Origin of the sequence: Allobosea sp., assembly GCF_017308015.1 — a bacterium.
GTDB lineage: Bacteria > Pseudomonadota > Alphaproteobacteria > Rhizobiales > Beijerinckiaceae > Allobosea.
Map to the genome: position 1 here is coordinate 1 of NZ_JAFKFW010000007.1, position 21,298 is coordinate 21,298.

The 21,298-nt window shown below is 66.2% G+C and carries 20 protein-coding genes; 11 read left to right on the plus strand and 9 right to left on the minus strand.

Annotated features, from left to right (window positions below):
• The first annotated feature begins 128 nt into the window (after window positions 1–128).
• Genes leuC through leuD form a run of 4 tightly spaced genes read left to right on the plus strand, consistent with a single transcriptional unit; the run spans window position 129 to window position 2,892 of the window.
• On the plus strand, window positions 129–1,547 hold the full coding sequence (gene leuC / locus J0I42_RS07810) for a 3-isopropylmalate dehydratase large subunit (protein ID WP_291654265.1): 1,419 nt from the start codon (window positions 129–131) through the stop codon (window positions 1,545–1,547).
• Between the two features lie 23 nt (window positions 1,548–1,570).
• The gene (locus tag J0I42_RS07815; protein WP_291654266.1) at window positions 1,571–1,816 is read left to right on the plus strand and encodes a hypothetical protein; all 246 of its coding nucleotides are present in this window, start codon (window positions 1,571–1,573) and stop codon (window positions 1,814–1,816) included.
• Window positions 1,816–2,262 carry a metallopeptidase family protein gene (locus J0I42_RS07820; RefSeq protein WP_291654267.1) on the plus strand — a complete coding sequence of 149 codons (447 nt, stop codon included), beginning with the start codon at window positions 1,816–1,818 and terminating at the stop codon, window positions 2,260–2,262. Before J0I42_RS07815 ends, J0I42_RS07820 begins: the two co-directional genes overlap by 1 nt.
• Before the next feature lie 27 nt (window positions 2,263–2,289).
• On the plus strand, window positions 2,290–2,892 hold the full coding sequence (gene leuD / locus J0I42_RS07825) for a 3-isopropylmalate dehydratase small subunit (protein WP_291654268.1): 603 nt from the start codon (window positions 2,290–2,292) through the stop codon (window positions 2,890–2,892).
• Window positions 2,893–3,019: 127 nt separating this feature from the next.
• On the opposite strand, the gene J0I42_RS07830 is transcribed toward leuD, so the two are convergent.
• The 5 genes from J0I42_RS07830 to J0I42_RS07850 all read right to left on the minus strand — a co-directional run bounded on the left by J0I42_RS07830 (window position 3,020) and on the right by J0I42_RS07850 (window position 9,165).
• Window positions 3,020–4,273 carry a DUF1501 domain-containing protein gene (locus J0I42_RS07830; RefSeq protein WP_291654269.1) on the minus strand — a complete coding sequence of 418 codons (1,254 nt, stop codon included), beginning with the start codon at window positions 4,271–4,273 and terminating at the stop codon, window positions 3,020–3,022.
• A gap of 2 nt (window positions 4,274–4,275) precedes the next feature.
• On the minus strand, window positions 4,276–5,760 hold the full coding sequence (locus J0I42_RS07835) for a DUF1800 domain-containing protein (RefSeq protein WP_291654270.1): 1,485 nt from the start codon (window positions 5,758–5,760) through the stop codon (window positions 4,276–4,278).
• Window positions 5,761–5,860: 100 nt separating this feature from the next.
• Complete coding sequence (locus tag J0I42_RS07840) at window positions 5,861–6,259, minus strand: DUF1801 domain-containing protein (protein WP_291654271.1); 399 nt, start codon at window positions 6,257–6,259, stop codon at window positions 5,861–5,863.
• 24 nt (window positions 6,260–6,283) lie between these two features.
• Window positions 6,284–7,375, minus strand: coding sequence for an ATP-dependent DNA helicase (locus J0I42_RS07845; protein WP_291654272.1), 1,092 nt, complete (start codon window positions 7,373–7,375; stop codon window positions 6,284–6,286).
• Between the two features lie 83 nt (window positions 7,376–7,458).
• Window positions 7,459–9,165 carry a methyl-accepting chemotaxis protein gene (locus J0I42_RS07850; RefSeq protein WP_291654273.1) on the minus strand — a complete coding sequence of 569 codons (1,707 nt, stop codon included), beginning with the start codon at window positions 9,163–9,165 and terminating at the stop codon, window positions 7,459–7,461.
• Between the two features lie 153 nt (window positions 9,166–9,318).
• On the opposite strand from J0I42_RS07850, the gene J0I42_RS07855 reads away from it, so the two are divergent.
• Window positions 9,319–10,311 (plus strand): alpha/beta hydrolase, encoded by a 993-nt coding sequence (locus tag J0I42_RS07855; protein WP_291654274.1) that lies wholly within the window; start codon window positions 9,319–9,321, stop codon window positions 10,309–10,311.
• Window positions 10,312–10,330: 19 nt separating this feature from the next.
• Window positions 10,331–11,185, plus strand: a complete 855-nt coding sequence (locus J0I42_RS07860; protein ID WP_291654275.1) for an alpha/beta fold hydrolase — start codon at window positions 10,331–10,333, stop codon at window positions 11,183–11,185.
• Between the two features lie 17 nt (window positions 11,186–11,202).
• Here J0I42_RS07860 and J0I42_RS07865 read toward each other — a convergent pair whose 3' ends face one another.
• Window positions 11,203–11,784 (minus strand): GNAT family N-acetyltransferase, encoded by a 582-nt coding sequence (locus J0I42_RS07865; RefSeq protein ID WP_291654276.1) that lies wholly within the window; start codon window positions 11,782–11,784, stop codon window positions 11,203–11,205.
• 94 nt (window positions 11,785–11,878) lie between these two features.
• Here J0I42_RS07865 and J0I42_RS07870 point away from each other — a divergent pair, with 94 nt between their 5' ends.
• Entirely contained in the window at window positions 11,879–12,496 is a 618-nt protein-coding gene (locus J0I42_RS07870) for a LysE family translocator (RefSeq protein ID WP_291654277.1), read from the plus strand.
• 12 nt (window positions 12,497–12,508) lie between these two features.
• Here J0I42_RS07870 and J0I42_RS07875 read toward each other — a convergent pair whose 3' ends face one another.
• Window positions 12,509–13,204, minus strand: a complete 696-nt coding sequence (locus J0I42_RS07875; RefSeq protein ID WP_291654278.1) for an SDR family oxidoreductase — start codon at window positions 13,202–13,204, stop codon at window positions 12,509–12,511.
• Window positions 13,205–13,320: 116 nt separating this feature from the next.
• A complete protein-coding gene (locus tag J0I42_RS07880; RefSeq protein ID WP_291654279.1) occupies window positions 13,321–16,920 on the minus strand; it encodes a hydantoinase B/oxoprolinase family protein in 3,600 nt (1,199 codons plus the stop codon).
• A 221-nt stretch (window positions 16,921–17,141) separates the two neighbouring features.
• On the opposite strand from J0I42_RS07880, the gene J0I42_RS07885 reads away from it, so the two are divergent.
• The 4 genes from J0I42_RS07885 to J0I42_RS07900 all read left to right on the plus strand — a co-directional run bounded on the left by J0I42_RS07885 (window position 17,142) and on the right by J0I42_RS07900 (window position 20,662).
• On the plus strand, window positions 17,142–17,690 hold the full coding sequence (locus J0I42_RS07885) for a TRAP transporter small permease (protein ID WP_291654280.1): 549 nt from the start codon (window positions 17,142–17,144) through the stop codon (window positions 17,688–17,690).
• A 2-nt stretch (window positions 17,691–17,692) separates the two neighbouring features.
• The gene (locus tag J0I42_RS07890; protein WP_291654281.1) at window positions 17,693–18,997 is read left to right on the plus strand and encodes a TRAP transporter large permease; all 1,305 of its coding nucleotides are present in this window, start codon (window positions 17,693–17,695) and stop codon (window positions 18,995–18,997) included.
• A gap of 56 nt (window positions 18,998–19,053) precedes the next feature.
• On the plus strand, window positions 19,054–20,025 hold the full coding sequence (locus J0I42_RS07895; RefSeq protein ID WP_291654425.1) for a TRAP transporter substrate-binding protein: 972 nt from the start codon (window positions 19,054–19,056) through the stop codon (window positions 20,023–20,025).
• 112 nt (window positions 20,026–20,137) lie between these two features.
• Window positions 20,138–20,662: a winged helix DNA-binding protein gene (locus tag J0I42_RS07900; RefSeq protein ID WP_291654282.1), complete on the plus strand. Its 525-nt coding sequence runs from the start codon at window positions 20,138–20,140 to the stop codon at window positions 20,660–20,662.
• On the opposite strand, the gene J0I42_RS07905 is transcribed toward J0I42_RS07900, so the two are convergent.
• Window positions 20,663–21,217: an SRPBCC family protein gene (locus J0I42_RS07905; protein ID WP_291654283.1), complete on the minus strand. Its 555-nt coding sequence runs from the start codon at window positions 21,215–21,217 to the stop codon at window positions 20,663–20,665. It abuts the gene before it with no gap.
• Window positions 21,218–21,298: the final 81 nt, after the last annotated feature.

A 21,298-nucleotide genomic window follows, 5' to 3' on the forward strand; every position in this document is an offset into this window, starting at 1 on the left:
CAGGCCTTACCGGCGCCTGAGACCGGCCGCCTTTGCGCGGCCGGTCTCAGGCGAACCGTTTTTGCGTGCCGGCCCAAAGCAAGCCGGTACATGATTTCCCGCAGATTTCCGCAGACCGAGAACAAGCCATGACTGCGACCAAGGGTCCCCAGACGCTCTATGACAAGATTTTCGACGACCATGTCGTCGACCGGCAGGATGACGGCACTTGCCTGCTCTATATCGACCGCCACCTCGTCCATGAGGTGACCAGCCCGCAGGCCTTCGAGGGTCTGCGCATGACCGGCCGCAAGGTCCGTGCGCCCGAGAAGACGCTGGCCGTCGTCGACCACAACATCCCGACGACCGACCGCACCAAGGGCATCGCCGAAGAGGAAAGCCGCATCCAGGTGGAGGCGCTCGCCAAGAACGCCCGCGAATTCGGCGTCGAGTATTTCAACGAGCTCGACAAGCGTCAGGGCATCGTCCACATCGTCGGCCCCGAGCAGGGCTTCACCCTGCCCGGTACCACGATCGTCTGCGGCGACTCGCACACCTCGACGCATGGCGCCTTCGGCGCGCTCGCGCATGGCATCGGTACCTCCGAGGTCGAGCATGTCCTCGCCACCCAGACGCTGATCCAGAAGAAGGCGATGAACATGCTCGTCCAGGTGGAGGGCACGCCTGCTCCCGGCGTCGGCGCCAAGGACATCACGCTCGCGATCATCGGCGAGATCGGCACCGCCGGCGGCACCGGCTCCGTCATCGAATATGCCGGCGAGGCGATCCGCGGCCTGACCATGGAAGGCCGCATGACGGTCTGCAACATGTCGATCGAGGGCGGCGCCCGCGCCGGCATGGTCGCGCCGGACGAGAAGGCCTTCAGCTACCTGAAGGGCCGCCCGAAGGCGCCGCAGGGCGCCGCCTGGGACGCCGCCGTCCGCTACTGGGAGACGCTGCGCTCCGACGAGGGTGCGCATTTCGACCGCGTCGTCCGCCTCGACGCCGCCAACCTTCCGCCGATCGTTTCCTGGGGCACCAGCCCTGAGGACGTGATTTCGGTGCTCGGCGCGGTGCCCGATCCGGAGCTGATCGCCGACGAGGTCAAGCGCGCGTCGAAGAAGCGCGCACTCGAATATATGGGCCTGACCGCCGGCACCAAGATCACCGACATCCCGCTCGACGTGATCTGGATCGGCTCCTGCACCAATGGCCGCATCGAGGACCTGCGCACCGTCGCGAAGATCGTCGAGGGCAAGAAGCTCCATGAGAGCCTCGACTACGGCATGATCGTCCCCGGCTCCGGCCTGGTGAAGGAGCAGGCCGAGGCCGAAGGTCTCGACAAGATCTTCATCGCCGCCGGCTTCGAATGGCGCGAGCCCGGCTGCTCGATGTGCCTGGGCATGAACCCCGACCAGCTCAAGCCCGGCCAGCGTGCCGCCTCGACCTCGAACCGCAACTTCGAAGGTCGCCAGGGCTATCGCGGCCGCACCCACCTCGTCTCGCCGGCGATGGCGGCGGCGGCGGCCCTCACCGGCCGCTTCGTCGACGTCCGTACGCTGGGCTGAGGCGGACAGGCGGGGAGCTGACCATGTCGAACGATCCCCGCGAAGCCGCCCGCGCCGCCGAATCGAAAGCGGCGCTGGACCGGGTCAAGCGTGACAGCGAAAGCCTGCTCGGCTCCTCGATGGGCCGGGCGGCCGATCATTTCTCGGGCGCCGACGCGCCCGAGGGCGACAAGGTCGAGCTCTGGGGCCGGCGCATCGGCCGTTCCCTCTCGCTCGTCGGCGTCATCGTGCTGGCCTGGTGGCTCGGCTACCAACTGAAAATCTGGTGATGGGCAAGGCCGTGGACGCCAGGGTCGTGAAATCGACGGAGATCGACTGGGACGGCGTGAAGGCGCCGTCCCAGGAGGCATTCGAGGTCCTGGCTCAGGCGGCCTTCGATCGCCTGCCGGAGGAGTTCCGCGCGCTCTGCTCGGACGTGATCTTCAACGTCACCGAGTTTCCCGAGGACGACGTGCTGAAGGAGCTGGAGGCGGAAAGCCCGTTCGACCTGCTCGGCCTGTTCAGCGGCGTCGGCCTGCCCCAGCAGGGTTATGCCCCGCAGACCGGCCAGATGCCCAACACCATCCACCTCTATCGCCGTCCGATCCTCGACTACTGGGCCGAACATGACGAAAGCCTCGGCTCGATCGTCACCCATGTGATGGTCCACGAGATCGGCCACCATTTCGGCTTCTCCGACGAGGACATGGAAGCCATCGAACAGGCGGCCGGCTGACCCCGGCCAGAAGCAAGGACATACACCATGCAGCCCTTCACCACGCTGACCTCGACGCCCGCCCCCATGAAGGTGGTCAATGTCGATACCGACATGATCATCCCCAAGCAGTATCTGAAGACGATCAAGCGCACGGGCCTCGGCACCGCGCTGTTCTCGGAGATGCGCTACAAGGACGATGGCTCGGAGAACCCCGATTTCGTCCTGAACCAGCCGGCCTATCGCAAGGCCGAAATCCTGGTCGCCGGCGACAATTTCGGCTGCGGCTCGTCGCGTGAGCATGCCCCCTGGGCGCTGCTCGATTTCGGCATCCGCTGCGTGATCTCCACCAGCTTCGCCGACATCTTCTACAATAACTGCTTCAAGAACGGCATCCTGCCGATCAAGGTCACGCCCGAGCAGCTCGACATGCTGTTCGACGACGCCGAGCGCGGCTCCAACGCGACGCTGACGATCGACCTCCAGAACCAGACGATCAAAGGCCCGGACGGCGGCGAAATCAGGTTCGAGATCGACCCGTTCCGCAAGCACTGCCTGCTGAACGGCCTCGACGATATCGGCCTGACCATGGAGAAGGGCACGAAGATCGACGCCTACGAGGAAAAGCTGAAGCAGCGTGCCTGGTCTTGAGGCCGGGCAGCTTCGCATCCGCGTCATGGTCGCCCTTGTCCCGACCATCCACGTCTTGAGGCCGCTTGCTCCCAGCCGACGCGCAAGACGTGGATGCTCGCCACAAGGGCGAGCATGACGGGCAGCGCTAAACCACCAACCCCTGCACCGGCCTAAGCCCGCCCGTCTCCGGAAACACCTTCTCGGCCAGCACTGGCCCAGACAGGCCGAACAACTCCGATACCACCCCCTTGGCCACGGCGCGGATATCCGTCGTCGGCTTCAGGTCGCGGTTCTGGTAGAGCTGCTCGGGCTTCAGGCCGGGCCAATCGGCAACCACCCGGCCACCCTTCACCCCGCCTCCGACCAGGAAGGCGACCGTGCCGGTGCCGTGGTCGGTCCCGACCGTGCCGTTCACCGCAGCCGTCCGGCCGAATTCGGTCGCGACCATCACCACGGTATCCTTCCAGACCGGCGCCAAGCCCTGCTCGAAGGCGGCGAACGCTCCGTCGAGCCCGCCGAGCAGATTGGCGAGACGGCCCTTGGCCCCGCCCTCGTTGGCGTGGGTGTCCCAACCCTCGAAAGCCAAAGCAGCGATGCGCGGCCCATCATCGGCGCCGACGAGCCCGGCAGCACCTTCCGCGATGCGACGCATGCCATCGGCCGTGTCAGGCCCACCGCCGCCCTTCTGCTCGCCGGCCATGCCGCGCCTTTGCGCCACCCCTTCCGTTTCGATCGCCTCTGCCAGCGCCCGCGCCAAAGCCGGATCGCGCTGGCCATAGAGATCGGCGAGCCGCATCGTCAGGTCGCTGCCGGCGCGCGCCATCCGCGGCGGTGCCCAGCCCAGCACCGGCGCATCGCCGCGCACCACCAGCGGCGGGACGACGCCGACGCCGAGCACGCCCTTGCGCGATACGCCCTCCCCGGCCGGCAAACTGGCGAGCAACCGGTTGAGCCAGCCGCTCTGCGTGTGTCCCGTTCCGGGCTGGCCGCTTTCAAGGACATCCTGCCCGTCGAAATGCGAGCGCTCGCGATAACCCGTCGCCGCGGCATGGACGATCGTTGCCTGCCCCTGCTTATAGAGCCGCGCCAGGTTCGGCATGGCCGGATGCAGGTAGAAGAACCCGTCGAGCGACAGCGCCGCATCCGGCCCGTCCTTGGCGAGCGCGATACCCTCGCGCAGGCCCGCATAATCGGGGTCGCCGATCGGCGGCACGGCCGAGAGCCCGTCGAGCGCACCGCGCAGGATGACCAGCACAAAGCGCGGATCGCGTGCGCCCGCCGCCGCATAGGCGAATTTCGGCACGAAGGACCAGGCGAAGAGCGCACCAGCCGCACCGAGCACGGCGCGGCGCGACGGCGTCATCCGTTCGCAATCATCGTCGTCGTGAGGAGCCATCATCGTCACCTCCGCTGGAATTCGGGCGACATCAGCAAGAGCGCGATCGCCTGCGGCTTGCTCTCGGCCCGCGCCACCGCCTGCTTCGTCTCCGGCGAGAGCAACGGTCCGAGGATGTCATCGGCGAGCACGCGCGGATCGGCGACCGAGCCTGCCGCCTGCCGTCCCCAGCCTGCTGCGACGTCGACGCGCGTCTTGAGCCCCTCGGCCGAACCCCAGGCGGCATTGCTGTCGGCATATCCGTTCGGGCCGGAAGGTTGCCAGAAGGGCTGCCCCATCACGCCGACCGGGCCGATGATCTGGCCGAAATCCGGCTTGCGGCCGAGCGCGCGATAGGAGGCCAGCATGAATTCCTGCGGCGACCGGATCTTTGTGGCCGGCGCCATCCACGCGGCGTCGTTGCCGATCAACGCCCGATAGACCGCCCCGAGGTCGCCGCCGCTGTCTCGAAAGGTCGCGGCCAGCGCTTCGACGAGTGGCGGCGTCGGATCGTCGGCCACGAAATGCCGCACGAGCTTGGTCGCGATGAAATGTGCGGTCGCAGGTTGACGGGCGAGATCGGTCAGCGCCGCGACACCCTGCGCCAGATCCGGCTGGGCATAGTCCCGGCCGAGCAGAGGCGTCACCCCCGGCTCATGCTGGCCGGGATTGAAGATGAAGGAGCCCGGGAAACCCAGCCGCCCATCGCGCCCCGCCATCGTCCATCCCGTAAGGATGCGCGCGAGATTGGTGACGTCCCCCTGGCTGTAGCCGCCGGAGACGCCGAGCGTGTGCAGCTCCATGATCTCGCGCGCGAGATTCTCGTTGAGCCCGCGGCCCTGCCGGCGGCCAGCCGGCGAATTCGGGCCGATCGACTGGCGGTTGTCGAGAAAATCGAGCATGGCCGGGTGGCTTTCCGCCGCGATCAGCATGTCCTCGAACCGGCCGAATACATGCGGGCGGATCGCCTCGCGCTCATAGGCACCGGCCATGATCCGCCCGATCGTGCTCTTGGTCGCACCGATGCAGAAATGGTTCGACCAGAACATCACCAGTCGCTCACTAAAGCCGGTCTCGGCAGCAAGCGCGAGATCGACCCGCGACTTCACCTCGTCGCGATAGGTCCGGTAGGGCAAGGCCGGCTCGTTCGGAGGCTTCGCGGGAGCCATCTGGTTCTGCGGACCTGCCGGTTGTGCCTGGGGTGCTGCGCCCACCATCTCCATGGCCTGCGGCGAGCCTTGCTGCGAGGCTTGGGCATGCGTCGCAGAAGCGATGCGGCGCGCCTCGCGCTCCCGCTTCTCCTGATCCTCGAAAGCGAAGAGAGCCTTGCCGATCTCGACGGTGCCGGAGAACGGCACGCCCGCCGGCTGCGCGACGCCACCCGCCGCGATCTCGGCCAGAAGCTTCTCGCGGATCTGCGCCCGGAAGACCTCGCCCTGGCCAGGCTTTGGTCCGAGTCCGAAGCGCTGCAGCGCCACCGCTCCCGCCGTCAGCTCACCCGATCCTGCCATCTGCAAGGTCTCCGCTGGTCGCAGGAACGAGGATCGGCGTCGACTATGGCGAAAAGCCGTTGGGTTTCATGACAAATCGGCAATGTGCGGGCGAGGCGTCTCAGCGCGGCTTCGAGCGCGCGATGTTGAGGGCGACCGCCTCCCTGATCAGGGCCTTGAAGGCGTCGGCGTCGATCGTCTCGCCCTCGCCGACATCGATGGCGCGGCGGGCATTGCCCTCGAGGCTCGAATTGAACAAGCCGGCGGGATCGGGCAGCGCGGCCCCTTTCATGAAGGTCAGCTTGACCACGCTCTTGTAGGTCTCGCCCGTGCAGATGATCCCACCATGGGACCAGACCGGCACGCCGCGCCACTTGACCTCCTCGACCACGTCGGGATCGGCCTCGCGGATCAGCGTCCGCATCCGCGAGAGCGTCGCGCCGCGCCAATCGACGAGTGTCTCGATCTTCGCGTCGATCAGTCGGGAAGCCGTTTCGTCCTGAGCCTCGTCCCTCGCCATGATCGCTTCCTTTCGCGCCAGCCCCTAGACTACCACCGTGATCGCCTCGGCCGCGCGCGTCAGGCCGGTATAGAGCCAGCGGGCGCGATGCTCGCGAAAGGCGAAGCTCTCGTCGAAGAGCACGACGTCGTCCCATTGCGAGCCCTGCGACTTATGCACGGTCAGCGCATAGCCGAAGGTGAACTCGTCGGTATGCTTGCGCAGCTCCCACGGCACCTCCTCCTCGGTGCCATCGAAGAAATTCGGCATCACCGAAACCTTGACCGCCTTGCCGCCAACGTCGTCCTCCGGCGTGACGCGCATGGTGACGAGCCCTTTCTTCGAGGTCTTGATCTCCTGCACGATCCAGGAGCCGCCGTTGAGCAGCCCCTTGCTCTTGTCGTTGCGCAGGCAGACCAGCTTCTCGCCGGCAACGGGACTGTTGTCCGTGCGGCCCATCAACTGGCGGATGCGGGCATTGTAGTTGCGCCGCGTCTTGTTCATGCCGACCAGGACCTGATCGGCGCCCATGACGATCTCGGGATTGATTTCATTGCGCCGGATCACCCGGCTCGGGCCGTAGTCGCCCAGCTCGAGCTGTCCGCCCTCGCGCACGATCATCGACATCCGCACGATCGGGTTGTCGGCCGCCTGCCGATGGACTTCGGTCAGCATGACGTCCGGCTCCTGCTCGGTGAAGAAGCCGCCACCCTTGACCGGCGGAAGCTGCGCCGGGTCGCCCAGCACCAGAACCGGCGTGCCGAAGGAAAGCAGGTCCCGGCCCAGTTCCTCGTCGACCATCGAGCATTCGTCGATGATGATGAGCTTCGCCTTGGCTGCGGCGCTGTCGCGGTTCAGCGCGAAGATCGGGCTCTCTTCGTCGACGCCGCGCGAACGGTAGATCAGCGAATGGATCGTCTGCGCGCCATGACACCCTTTGTTGCGCAGCACGAGCGCGGCCTTGCCGGTATAGGCGGCAAAGACGACATCACCGTCGACCGCCTCGGCGATATGGCGCGCCAGCGTCGTCTTGCCGGTTCCGGCATAGCCGAACATGCGGAAAAGCTGCGGCTCGCCGCCCTGCAGCCAGCGCGCCACGGCGGTCAAAGCCATATCCTGCTGGGGCGACCAGCTCATTGCGGGGCCATCATCGAAAAGGGCATGGCGCAGATGGGGCCGAGTCGGCCCTCGAAGCAAGCCCGGCCCCTCGCCGAAAGCGCTCAGGCTGCGCGCAGACGCCGGACGAAAGCCGTGGCTTCCGCCTGCAGCGCATTGATCCGCCGGTCGAGTTCCCTGGCGCTTGCCGCACCGGTATCGGCCTGGCCGACAGTCTGGAGATTGGCGGCCGCTATCTCGCCCATCGCCAGCGCAGCCGTGCCGGTCACATCGGAAATGCGCGCCACGGTCTCGCCGAGCGAACCCAGTAGTTCGACATGCGACCCCACCATCGTCGCGATCTCGGTCCCGGTCTGTTCGACCGCCGCGACGCTGGCGCCGATCGCCGACACAGCTTCGGCGGCATGGAACAGGGCCTCGTCGACCTGCGCGATCCGGCTGACGATCCGCCCGGCCGCGTCAGATGCCTGGTTGGCGAGCGTCTTCACCTCGGCGGCGACCACAGCAAAGCCGCGACCATGGGCACCCGCCCGCGCGGCCTCGATCGTCGCATTGAGCGCAAGCAGGTTGGTCTGGCGCGCCACCGCATCGATAATCCCGACGACATCGCGGATCTGGGCGGCGTTTTCGGTCAGGCGCGTCACCAGCGCATGGGTGCCGGCAGCCTCGCGGGTCGCCTCGGTCGCCATTTCCGAAACCCGCCGGACTTCTGTGTTGATCTGGCTGACGACAAAATCCAGCCGCAGCGCCGCCTCGCTGGAGCGTCGCGCATCGATCCCCGCCCCATCGACGGAAGCGGCCGCCGTTTCGGTGCTCCGCGAGATCTGGTGGACGCGGACAGCGGCGTCCTGAAGCGCCATGCGGAGCGTCTCGCTGGCCCGGCCGATCTCGCCGAGCAGGACACCGAGCCGCGCCTCGAACTCATCGGCAATTCCGGCGAGCTCGGCATTGCGAAGCTGCTCCAAGCGCCGTGCATCATCGGCCTCGCTTTCGCGCGTCACCAATGTCGTTCGCACTTCACTGAGCTGGCGCACGACGCGCGCGAGCTGGCCGATCTCGTCAGCCCTGTCACGATGAGGGACGTCGATCACACGGTCGGACGCCACGGCCTGCCGGATCGCCTCCATCAGATTGCGCAAGGGGCGCGTCAACTGGCTGCGCAGCATCAGCAGCGCCAGAAGCCCACCGCCCAGCGGCAGGAACACCGCGAAAAAGATCGTCCGCACGCGAACGGCCTCCGCCCGTGCGCCCGCGCGGATGGAAGTCTCGCCGGCCCGCCGCGCGAGCTCATCGCGCAAAGCGGCGGTCGTCGCGACGATCTCGTCGACATTGGCGCGTGCATCGGCGGCGCCCGCCTCCAGCAAGGCGGCCTTGGCCGAGATCCGCTGGCCGATATCGACGATGCCATGCTGGAAGGCGATGAAGGTCTTGATCCGCGCATCGAGCGTCGGATTCGCCTCGCGCAGGCTTGCCGGCAGAGCGGAGATCAAATGCGCTCGCGCCGCATCGACGAGTTCGATGGCCGCGTCGAGCTTGCCGATCATCGCTTCGATCTCCTCCGGAGAGCTGTCCGTGTCGACCCGGCTGAGCAGCGCTGCGGCTGCGATCCGGCTGGATAAAAGCGAGGCACTGCCGGCGAGCCTGATATCCGAGAACGCGGCAGCATCGATGCGCCGCGCCTCGTCGAAACCGCGCAACGCACTCGCTAGTCCCAGCGCCCCGGCGACAGCCAGCAAGGCGAAGAAAATCATGATCTTGGCCGTCAGTCCCAGTCGCTGCATCGCTGCCTCGGTCTCGTAGTCGCCGTCCATTTGGCAGACGCGGACGAACGCAAGGTTAACACGAAGCGCAATGACGCAATAAAATCAATATCTTAGCCGGGTACATAACGATCAGTAGCACCGCCTCGCGGAACGGTTATCGTCGAGATTGCGAGGGATCGCGGGCCAGCCTAGCTTCGCGCCATGAGACGACGCGCCAAACGAATCCTCCTGTTCTGCCTTGCGCTTGCCTTTGCGGGCTACGCGGCCTTCGTTCTGTCACCCTGGCCTTCGGCGCTGCTGACGCGGCTCGCCTTCGGCTACGGTGCCTCCAAGACAACGGCCGCGCTTGCGAGCCACATCCCCTTCGGCATTCGCGAGCAGCGCGATATCCGCTATGGCAGCACTGAGGACGAGCGGCTCGACGTCTATCTGCCGCCGGGCGGCCGCGTCGAAGCGGGGCGCCCGACCATCGTCTGGATCCATGGTGGCGCCTTTGTCGCCGGGGACCGCGAGGATGTCGCGCCCTATCTCAGGATCCTCGCCGGGCGCGGCTTCGCCGCAGTCGCCATCGGCTATACGCGCGCGCCCACAGCCCGCTATCCGATGCCGGTGCTGCAGGCCAATGCCGCGCTCGGCTTCCTGCAGCGCGAAGGACAGAGACTCGGGGTCGATCCCGCCCGCATCGTTCTGGCGGGCGATTCGGCCGGCGCGCATATCGCAGCCCAGCTCGCCGCCGGCCTGACCGGCACCGACTATGCCGAACCGCTCGGCTTGAAGCCTGCCATGGCGCCCGCGAACCTGCGGGGCACCGCCCTGTTCTGCGGCGTCTTCGACCCCACGGCGTTCGAGCTGACCGGCCGCTTCGGCGCCTTCATCCGCTCCGTGCTCCTCGCCTATTTCGGCACCTCGAACCCCCTCGACAGCGAGCAGATCACGCAGGCTGCGGTGCCGCGCTATGTCACGGAAGCCTTTCCGCCGAGCTTCATCTCGGTCGGCAACGGCGATCCGCTGGCGCCGCAATCAGTCGTGATGGCGCAGGCCCTGCGCGACCGCGGCGTCAGGGTCGATACGCTGTTCTTCCCGCCCGAGCTCGAGCCGAAGCTGCCGCATGAATATCAGTTCGACTTCGGCAGGCCTGAAGGAAAGCAGGCGCTAGACCGGCTGAGCGCCTTCCTCGACAGCCTGAAGAGCTGAACGCCGGGATACGAGAACCATGCACGTCACCGTGAACGGCGTTCGCCTCTACGTCGATATCGAGGGAGCCGGGCTGGTCCCGGACGGGCCGCGGATGCGCGAAAAGCCGACACTCGTCCTGCTTCATGGAGGGCCCGGCTTCGACCACAGCATGTACAAGCCCATCTTCTCGGCTTTGAGCGACATCGCCCAGATCGTCTATTTCGATCACCGTGGCTGCGGGCGCAGCGAGAACGGCCCGACCGATCGCTGGAGGCTCGACCAATGGGGCGACGATGTCAGGACTCTCTGCGACACGCTCGGCATCGAGAATCCGATCGTCCTGGGAACCTCCTTCGGCGGCTTCGTGGCCCAGGCCTATGCGACCCGCCATCCGGGCCACGCCGCAAAGCTCATTCTGATCAGTACGGCCGCAAGGTTCGATTTTCAGGAGGTCTACGCCGCTTTCGAGCGGCTCGGTGGCGCAGAAGCGGAAGAGGCGGCCCGAGGGTACTTGTCGGCCCCCTCCGATACGACCCGGGCGGTTTACCGGAAGGTCTGTGTCCCGCTTTACGCACCTCGCAACCACGCGGATGACGGATCATGGCTTGCCCGCGCCATCACGCGCAATGACACCGGCGTCCACTTCAACGGCCCCGATAAGGAGCATGGCCGCTTCGATTTCAGGGATGCGCTCGCACACATTTCCTGTCCGGTTCTCGTCATGGCCGGAGACAATGACCCGATCACGCCGATCGTCTTCAGCGAGCAGATCGCAGCAAGCCTCCCGCCCGAGCGCGTCCGCTTTAAACGCTTCGCCGGCTGCGGCCACGGTATCGTCGCCGACGACCGGGACGGCGCCTTGCAGGCGATCCGCGACTTCATCCACGCATAGAGCGAAGCCCGTGTAGGCTACAGCATCAGCCTGAGCAGCGGTCGCCCCGGCTTCTGCCGGGCGACTTCGACGAAACCGGCCCGCAGGAACACACTTTCCGGCCCGACATAGAGCCCCTCGGCGCTGCGCTTGTCCCGGTTGTCCATGGCTGCGGCCTCGATCAGCCTTGCGCCGCTTTCGCGCGCGAAGATCACGGCTCCATCGACCAACGCGCCGGTGACGCCCTTGCCGCGAAAGCCTCTCCTCACGAAGAAGCAGGACGCAGCCCAGTTGCCGGTATCATCGGCCGGCGCATCCGGCAGCGGCGTCGAGGCGCGGCGCGGGTTGTTCCATTCGGGGATGTCGGCACGCGGCCCGATCTGCAGCCAGCCGACGGGCTTGCGCTCGGCATAGGCGAGCACGCCGGGCGGCGGCCCCTTCTTCACCCGGTCCTCGAAAAGCTGTCGTGCCCCCTCCCCGAGCAAGGGCTTGCGCAGCCGCTGCGGCATGCGGAAATGGTTGCACCAGCAGCCGTAGCAGGGTCCCTGCGGACCGAAGAGATCCTCCAGATCGCTCCAGCGCTCGGGCGTCAGCGGCGTTACGTCAAAACCCGTCAGCATCATCGCGTCCGCCCCCCTCCGCAACTTGGCTAAGCATCTGGACAGGCCGCCAAATTCGGCAGACCACTGTGCGACATCGCCGGAGGCCAGCGCCATGTCGCTCGAAACCTATGCCGCCTATATCGTCGCCTGCATCGTCATCATCATCGTTCCCGGGTCGACGGTCACGCTGATCGTCGCCAACAGCCTGAAGCACGGTACGCGCGCCGGCCTCCTCAACGTGGCAGGAACCCAGTTCGGTCTCGGCATCATGGTCCTCGTCGCCGGCATCGGACTGAGCTCGGTTGCCGCCGCACTCGGCCACGGGTTCGAATGGCTGCGTCTGGCCGGTGCCGCCTATCTGATCTGGCTGGGCTGGAGGATGTTCCATTCGGCCGGCGCCGATCTTGACGGCACGGCCCCGTCGAAGCCGCCGCGCGGCGGCTTCTTCCTGCAGGGCGCGCTGGTCGCCCTCAGCAACCCGAAGACGCTGCTGTTCTTCGGCGCCTTCTTCCCGCAATTCCTCGACCACACCCGCGACCATGCCACCCAGATCGCGATCATGGGCGCGACCGCGCTGGTCTTCGCAGCGCTTAGCGACAGCGCCTATGCCCTGCTCTCCGGCAAGGCCGGCCACCTGCTGTCACGCAATCGCGTCCGGCTGCTGTCGAAGCTCAGCGGCGGTTTCCTGGTCGGCGGCGGCCTCTGGCTCGCCTCGACGCGGGCGAGCTGAGGCCGCCCGCCCTCACCAGGCGATCGCCTCGCCGGTATAGTCGCGGAAGCTGTTGGTCTGCGCCATGCCCGAGGCGTCGATGGTGCGGATCAGGCCTTTCGCGCTCTCGGCCGGCGTGATGTCGGCGCTGCCGCCCCCCATGTCGGTCTGCACCCAGCCGGGATGGAACAGCATCACACTGATATTGCGCTCGCGCACCGCATTGCCGAACACGACCATCGCCATGTTCACCGCCGTCTTGGACGAGCGATAGATCAGCGCATTGCCCGGATTGGCTGCGAGCGAGCCCATACGGCTGGAGATCGTCGCGATCTTGCGGTCCTGCCCGGCCTCGACATTCGGCAGGAAGGCCTGCGCGACACGGATCGGCGCGTAGACATTGACCTCGAAGACCTCACGCCAGGCGTCGAAATCGACGTCGAGCCCGCTCTGCCGGCCGCGCGGGCCGTAGAGGCCGGCATTGTTCAGGAGCACGTCGATCGGCTGTCCGGCGAGGGCTTCCTTCGCCGCGGCGATGCTGCCATCGGAGGTCACGTCGAGCTCGAGGGGGATCAGCGCCGCCGGATGCTCGGCTACGAGCTCGGAGAGCGCCCCGCCCCAGGGATTGCGCGCCGCCGCCACCACGCGGTCGCCCCGGCGCAACAGCTCCATGGTGATGGCAAGCCCGATGCCGCGATTGGCACCGGTGATCATCCAGGTCTGAGGCATATCCGTCTCCTTGCGGGAGTCTATCAGCTAGGCCTCTTCGCGCAGGCGTGCCAGAGCAGTCGGCGCGCTGCCGTCATGCTTGGGCGCAGGCCCTAGAATGACGCGATCACGCGCCCTCAGCCCCTCGCCTTGCCGTATCCGCCGGCCGTCGGCGTGATCACCGTCACCGCTTCCCCTGCCTGGAGCAGGGTCTGATCGGAGGGCTTCAGCTCCTCGACCGCGCCGGAGAGCCTGCGTACGAGGGTCTTGCCGAGTTCGCCCGCCTCGCCGCCATCGACACCGAAGGGCCGCACGCGGCGATGCGAGGCGAGGATCGCGCAATCCATCGTCTCGCGGAAACGGATGGTGCGCGAGGTGCCGTCGCCTGCCGACCATTCGCCCTTGCCGCCCGAGCCCTTCCGGATGTGGAAATCCTCCAGCACGACCGGGAAGCGCGTCTCCAGGATCTCCGGATCGGTCAGGCGCGAGTTGGTCATGTGCACATGCACGCCTGAAGTGCCGTTGAAGCCGGGACCGGCCGGCGAGCCCGAGCAGATCGTCTCGTAATACTGATACTGGTCGTTGCCGAACGTCAGATTGTTCATCGTGCCCTGCGAGCAGGACATTGCCTTGAGCGCGCCGAACAGCGTGTTCGTCACCGCCTGCGACACCTCGACATTGCCTGCCACGACGGCAGCCGGATAGCGCGGCGCCAGCATCGAGCCCTCCGGCACGACGATCCGGATCGGGCGCAGGCAGCCGGCATTCATCGGGATCGCGTCGTCGACCATGACGCGGAAGACGTAGAGCACCGCGGCCCGCGTCACCGGCGCCGGCGCATTGAAATTGTCCGGACGCTGCTCGGAGGTGCCGGTGAAGTCGACAGTCGCCTCGCGCTTCTCGCGATCGATGGTGATCTTCACCTTGATCGCGCAGCCCTGGTCCATCGGATAGGTGAACTCGGAATCGTGCAGCTTGGTGAGCAACCGCGCCACGCTCTCGGCCGCATTGTCCTGGACATGGCCCATATAGGCCTGCACCACATCGAGCCCGAAGGAGCCGATCATCTTCTTGAGTTCCGCCACGCCCTTCTCGTTGGCGGCAATCTGTGCCTTGAGGTCATTGACGTTCTGCACGACGTTGCGGACGGGATAGCGCGCGCCGGTCAGGAGCTTGACCAGCTCCTCCTCGCAGAAGCGGCCCTGATCGACGATCTTGAAATTGTCGATATAGACGCCCTCTTCCTCGATATTGGTCGCCAGCGGCGACATCGAACCGGGTGCCGTGCCGCCGACATCGGCATGGTGACCGCGGCTTGCCGCCCAGAACAGGATGCCCTTCTCCTCGGGGTCGAAGACGGGCGTGCAGACGGTGATATCGGGCAGATGCGTTCCGCCATTATAGGGCGCGTTGAGGCAATAGACATCGCCCGGCCTGATGACCGGGTTGTTGGCGATCACCGTCTCGACCGAACGGTCCATCGAGCCGAGATGCACCGGCATATGCGGCGCGTTGGCGACGAGCGCGCCGGTCTGGTCGAAGACCGCGCAGGAGAAGTCGAGCCGCTCCTTGATATTCACGGAATAAGCGGTGTTCTGCAGCGTCACGCCCATCTGCTCGGCGATCGACATGAACAGGTTGTTGAAGATCTCGAGCATCACCGGGTCGGCCTTGGTGCCGATCGCTGCCTGCTGCACCAGCGCCTTGACGCGGACGAGCACGAGATGGTCGCGCGCGGTCAATCTTGCGCTCCAGCCCTCCTCGACGACGACGGTCTGGTTCGGCTCGATGATGATGGCCGGGCCGGCGACGCTCTGGCCGGGCGTCATCGCCTCGCGCCGGACGATCGCTGCGTCATGCCACTGGCCCTTGGCGAAGAAGCGGGTGCGCTCGGCAGCAATCGGCTCGCCAGCCTGCTCGGAAGCCGCGGCCTCCTCGAACTTCGCGCCGCCGCCGACAGCCTCGACCTCGACCGCTTCGACGACCAGCGCCTTGGTCTCGTCCATGAAGCCGAAGCGCGCCTTGTGCGCGGTCTGGAAGGCCTCCTGCATCGCGGCGCGCGTGCCGGCAGGCACGGCAATCGCCGTGTCAGTGCCGGAATAGCGGATATGGGCGCGCACATGGATCGCGATATCGCCCTCGGCAACACCCTGGCCGGCGACCTCCGCTTTTGCATCGGCGGCAAGCTTCGCGGCGACGGCCTCGATCGCGGCCTTGGCGTCGCCGTCGAGCGCGACATCCAGCGCCGATGTGCGGGTCGAACGGATTTCGGCAAGCCCCATGCCATAGGCCGAGAGCAGGCCGGAGAACGGGTGCAGCAGCACGGTCTTGATGCCGAGCGCGTCCGCCACGAGACAGGCATGCTGGCCGCCGGCGCCGCCGAAGGAGTTCAGCACATAGCGGGTGATGTCATAGCCGCGCTGAACCGAGATCTTCTTGATCGCCTCGGCCATGTTGGCGACGGCGATCTGGATGAAGCCGTCGGCGACCTCTTCGGGCGAGCGCCCGTCGCCGACCTCGGCCGCCAGCACCGCGAACTTGTTGCGGACGATGCCGACGTCGAGCGGCTCGTCCTGGTTAGGCCCGAAGATCGCCGGGAAATGGGACGGAATCAGCTTGCCGACCATGACGTTCGCGTCGGTCACCGCAAGCGGCCCGCCGCGGCGATAGGCGGCCGGGCCCGGATTGGCGCCGGCCGAATCCGGCCCAACGCGGAAGCGGCGCCCATCGAAATGCAGGATCGAGCCACCGCCGGCCGCGACCGTGTGGATCAGCATCATCGGCGCGCGCATGCGCACGCCGGCGACCTCGGTCTCGAAGGCGCGCTCATACTCGCCGTCGAAATGCGCGACATCGGTCGAGGTCCCGCCCATGTCGAAGCCGATCACCTTGTCGAACCCGGCCGAGCGACCGGTCTCGGCCAGACCGACGACACCGCCGGCCGGGCCGGACAGAATCGCATCCTTGCCCTGGAACAGCTCGGCCGCGGTGAGCCCGCCCGACGACATCATGAACATCAATCGCGCGCCGGTCCGGGCGACGTCGAGTTCCTCGGAAACCTGCTGCACATAGCGGCCGAGGATGGGCGAAAGATAGGCATCGACCACGGCGGTGTCGCCGCGCCCGACCAGCTTCACCAGCGGCGAGACCTCGTGGCTCACCGAGACCTGCGGAAAACCGATATCGCGCGCGATCCGGGCAGCGACCTGCTCATGTGCCGTGTAGCGATACCCATGCATGAAGACGATCGCGACGGCACGGAAGCCGGCATCGTATTGCGCCTGCAGAGCGTCGCGGATCGCCGCTTCGTCGGGCGCGCGCTCGACGGTCCCGTCGGCCAGCACGCGCTCCTCGACCTCGACGACATCCTCGTAGAGTTGCTCGGGCATGACGATCTGCTTGGCGAAGATGTCAGGCCGCGCCTGATAGCCAATGCGCAGCGCATCGCGGAAACCCCTGGTCGTCACCAGAAGCGTGCGGTCGCCCTTGCGCTCCAGCAGCGCGTTGGTCGCGACCGTCGTGCCCATGCGCACCTCGCCGACGGTCCCGGTCGGGATCGGCTCGCCCGCCTTCAGCCCGAGATGCTCGCGGATGCCTTGCACGGCCGCATCGCGGTAGGCGCCCGGATTTTCGGAAAGCATCTTTCTGGCATGGAGATTGCCAGCCGGATCGCGGCCGATCACGTCGGTAAAGGTGCCGCCGCGATCGATCCAGAAGTCCCAATGAGCCGCCGACATCGGACGCCCTCCCCCGCCAACCCGGCGATCAGTTACATCGACGTTTTATCGATAAATCGTCGATGAGTTATTGACAAGGCGATTCTGCCGGCTACGATCACGATTGTGACCGGAACATGGCTGAGGGGCCGGGCCGGCGCAAAAGCGGAGGATGCGACGATGCGAGCAATCCTGGCAACCGGGCGTGCATGCGCTCCCCCCCGGCGGGAGCACCTCGCCCCATGATCCGCCGAACGCTCGATACGCTCTATCTGCTTGCAGGCTATCTCGCCGGCTTCTTCCTGATCTCGATCTTCGTTCTGATGATGCTCCTGTCCGTCGGGCGCGAGATCAATCTCAATGTCCCTTCCGGCGACGACTTCGCCGGCTGGTCGCTGGTCGCCATGGCCTTCCTCGGCCTCGCCCACACCTTCAAGCGCGGCGAGATGATCCGCGTGGGACTGCTGCTGGAGCGACTGCGCGGCCCGACCCGCCGCATCGCGGAACTGGTCTCCCTCAGCATCGCCGCGGCCTTCATCGCCTATTTCACCTGGCAGGCCGGCCAGCTCGCCCATGATTCCTGGCGATTTTTCGACATGTCGACGGGCGTGATCTCGGTTCCGCTCTGGATTCCGCAGCTCGGCATGGTGCTGGGTCTCGCGATTCTGCTCATCGCCGTCATCGAGGAATGGCTGATCGTCGCGCGCGGCGGCAAGCCGACCTATGAGCCCGAGCCGCCGAAGACGACGGAGGAACTGATCGAGCGCGTCGCGCAGGGCGGAGGCGTCTGACCATGAGCCTTCCCCTTCTCGCGTTCGTCCTGCTCGGCTTTCTCGTCCTGATCCTCGCCAGCGGCGTCTGGATCGCTGTGGGCCTCGGCCTCGTCGGCCTGCTGGCGATGTTGCTCGTCACCGACATCCCGATCGGCCAGGTGCTCGCCACCACGGTCTGGAGCGCCTCCGCGTCCTGGACGCTGGCCGCACTGCCGCTCTTCATCTGGATGGGCGAAATCCTGTTCCGCACCCGGCTCTCGGCCCAGATGTTTCAGGGCCTCTCGCCCTGGCTGCAATGGCTGCCCGGCCGCCTCGTGCATACCAATATCGTCGGTTGCGGCATCTTCGCCGCCGTCTCCGGCTCATCGGCGGCGACCTGCGCCACCATCGGCAAGATCGCCCTGCCTGAGCTGAAAAAGCGCGGCTATGACGAGGGCATCAGCATCGGCACGCTCGCCGGCTCCGGCACGCTCGGCCTGCTGATCCCGCCGTCGATCCCGATGGTGGTCTACGCCGTCACCGCCAACGTTTCGGTCCTGCAGGTCTTCCTCGGCGGCTTCCTGCCCGGCCTGCTCGTGATGGCGCTCTATATGGGCTATGTCATCATCTGGTCATGGGCGAACCCGGGGAAGGTGCCGCCGCGCGATCCGCCGATGTCCCTGATGGCCAAGGTCCGCCAGTCGGCCAATCTCGCACCATGCCTACTGCTGATCGCGGCCGTCTTCCTTTCGCTGGTGCTCGGCTTCGCGACCGCGACCGAATGCGCCGCCTGGGGCGTCACCGGCGCGCTGGTGCTGGCCTGGTGGAGCGGCACGCTGACCTGGCAGACCTTCTTCGAAAGCGTGATGAGCGCGACGCGGCTGACCTGCATGATCATGCTGATCCTGGCCGGCGCCGCCTTCTGCACGGCGGCCATGGCCTATACCGGAATCCCGGCGGCGCTCGCCGACTGGGTCAAGGGCCAGTCGCTCTCCCCGCACATGCTCGTGCTGGCGCTGACCTGCATGTACATCATCCTCGGCTGCCTCATCGACGGCATCTCGATGATTGTGCTGACCGCCGTCATCGTCTTGCCGATGGTGAAGGAAGCGGGCTTCGACCTCGTCTGGTTCGGCGTCTATCTCGTCATCCATGTCGAGATGGCGCAGATCACTCCGCCCGTCGGCTTCAACCTGTTCGTGCTGCAGAACATGAGCGGCAAGGACACGATGACGATTGCGAAGGCCGCATTTCCATTCTTCATTCTGCTCAACATCGCCGTCATCATCATCACGACCTTCCCGCAGATCGTGCTCTACCTGCCGAAGCTCGCCTTCCCGGACTGAGCCAAGGCCCAACCACCACAAGCAAGAGAGGGAATGACATGATCAACCGCAGACATATGACGGCCGCGATCTTCGCCTTCGGCGTCAGCACGCTCGCCTTCGCCATGCCGGCTTCGGCGCAGACGAAGTGGAATCTTCCTGCGGCGTATCCGTCCGACAATCCGCATAGCGAGAACCTCGCGCTCTTCGCCAAGGATGTCGAGGCGGCGACGTCGGGCAAGCTGCAGATCACAGTCCATCCGAACGCTTCGCTGTTCAAGGCACCCGAAATCAAGCGCGCGGTCGCCTCGGGCCAGGCCCAGATGGGTGAGGTCCTGATTTCCCTGCACGAGAACGAGGACCCGGTCTTCGGCATCGACGTCGTTCCGTTCCTGGCGACGTCCTTTGCCGATTCCCGCAAGCTCTACACGGCCTCCAAGGCCGCGATCGAGAAGAAGCTCGATGCCCAGGGCATCAAGCTCCTCTTCATGGTCCCCTGGGCACCGCAGGGCGTCTATACCAAGAAGGACATCAACACGATCGAGGACATGAAGGGGCTGAAGTGGCGCTCCTATAATGTCGGCACCGCCCGCCTCGGCGAACTGCTCGGCATGCAGTCGGTCACGATCCAGGCTGCTGAGCTGCCCCAGGCGCTGGCGACTGGCGTGGTCAATTCCTTCATGTCGTCGGGCGGCACCGGCTATGATTCCAAGGCTTGGGAATCCCTGAGCCATTTCTATGACGTCCAGGCCTGGATTCCGAAGGACGCAACTTTCGTCAACAAGGCCGCCTTCAACGCTCTCGACAAGACGACGCAAGATGCGATCCTCAAGGCTGCGGCGACCGCCGAGGAACGCGGCTGGAAGATGTGGCAGGAGAAGGCCGGCTGGTATCTCGACCAGCTCAAGGCCAAGGGCATGAAGGTGCAGGCGCCCTCGCCGGCACTGGCCGCCGGCTTCAAGAAGGCCGGCGAGACCCTGACCGCCGACTGGCTGAAGAAAGCCGGCGCCGAAGGTCAGGCCATCGTCGACGCCTACAAGAAGATGTGAAGCGAACGACGCCGCCACGCTTCAAATCAGGCGTACGGTCATCCCGGAATCGGCGCCGCTTGCGCGGCCTGCCCGGGATGACCCCGTTTGTTGTTCAGGATGATCGCGCCCGATGACCTCCCCCTCCCCCGACGACCTTGGCCCGATCGTCTCCTCCGGCCATCTCGCCTCGGGGGCGCTGCCGGCACTTTCGGAATTCGAGTTCGCGCTGAGCATGACGGTGCATGCCTTCCAGCGCTGGATGATCCGCTGCATGGCGGCAGCCGGCATCGCCGATCTCTCGCCGCTCGACGTGCTCGTGCTGCATAACGTCAATCACCGCGGCAAGGCCAAGCGGCTCGCCGATATCTGCCTCGTCCTCAATATCGAGGACACGCATCTGGTGAATTACTCTCTGAAGAAGCTCGAACGGCTGAAATTGCTGAAGGGCGGTCGCAAGGGCAAGGAGAAGACCGTCGAGGTCACCCCGGCGGGCGAGGAAGCCTGCCGGCGCTATGCCCAGATCCGCGAGCAGCTTCTGGTCAAGTCCATCCGCGCCACCGGCGCCGATCCCGCTCACCTGTCCGAGATCGCCGCCGCGATGCGCTCGCTCTCCGGCCAGTACGACCAGGCGGCACGGGCGGCGGCAAGTCTCTGATCAGCCCCGTCCCGGCTCGGGCAGGTCGGCGTAGCGCGCCGCATACTCGGTTTCCAGCACCTTGAACTGCGACCAGAATCCGCGTCGCGGGCTGCCGCCGAGCACATCCTCCAGCAAGCCCAGATGCATGTGCCAGCCACCCGAAACGTTGGTCATCTCCGCCTTGCTCGGGAGCTTGCGATGGGTCAGCACCAGCAGCACCTTCTCCTCCTTCGGCACGAGTTCGAATTCGACCTCGGATTCCGGCTCGCCGCCACCGCCCCAGGTGAAGGCGATGATCCGCGGCGGCTCGTAGCGCGTGATCGTGCCGGTCGCGCGCACGCCGTTCTCGTGGACCTCGCGATAGCATTCTGGCGGGGCCTCGTCGGTGATCTGCGAATGCCTGAACAGCATTTCCGTACGGCCGCCGACGCGCAGGTCGAACACGCCAGCGGCCAGCCAGCGGCCGCGCTTCTCCGACTCGATAAGATAGGACCAGACCCGTTCCACAGGCCCCGGCAGCAGGCGCTCGAAGCGCACCGCGCCGCTTTCCAGCACGACGCCATATTCGTTCATCGGAGACCTCCCTTGCTTGGTCGAGGGCAGCGGCCCGACAGGTCGGACGCGGTTTTCGGAAAAGCCGATGCAAATAAAAAA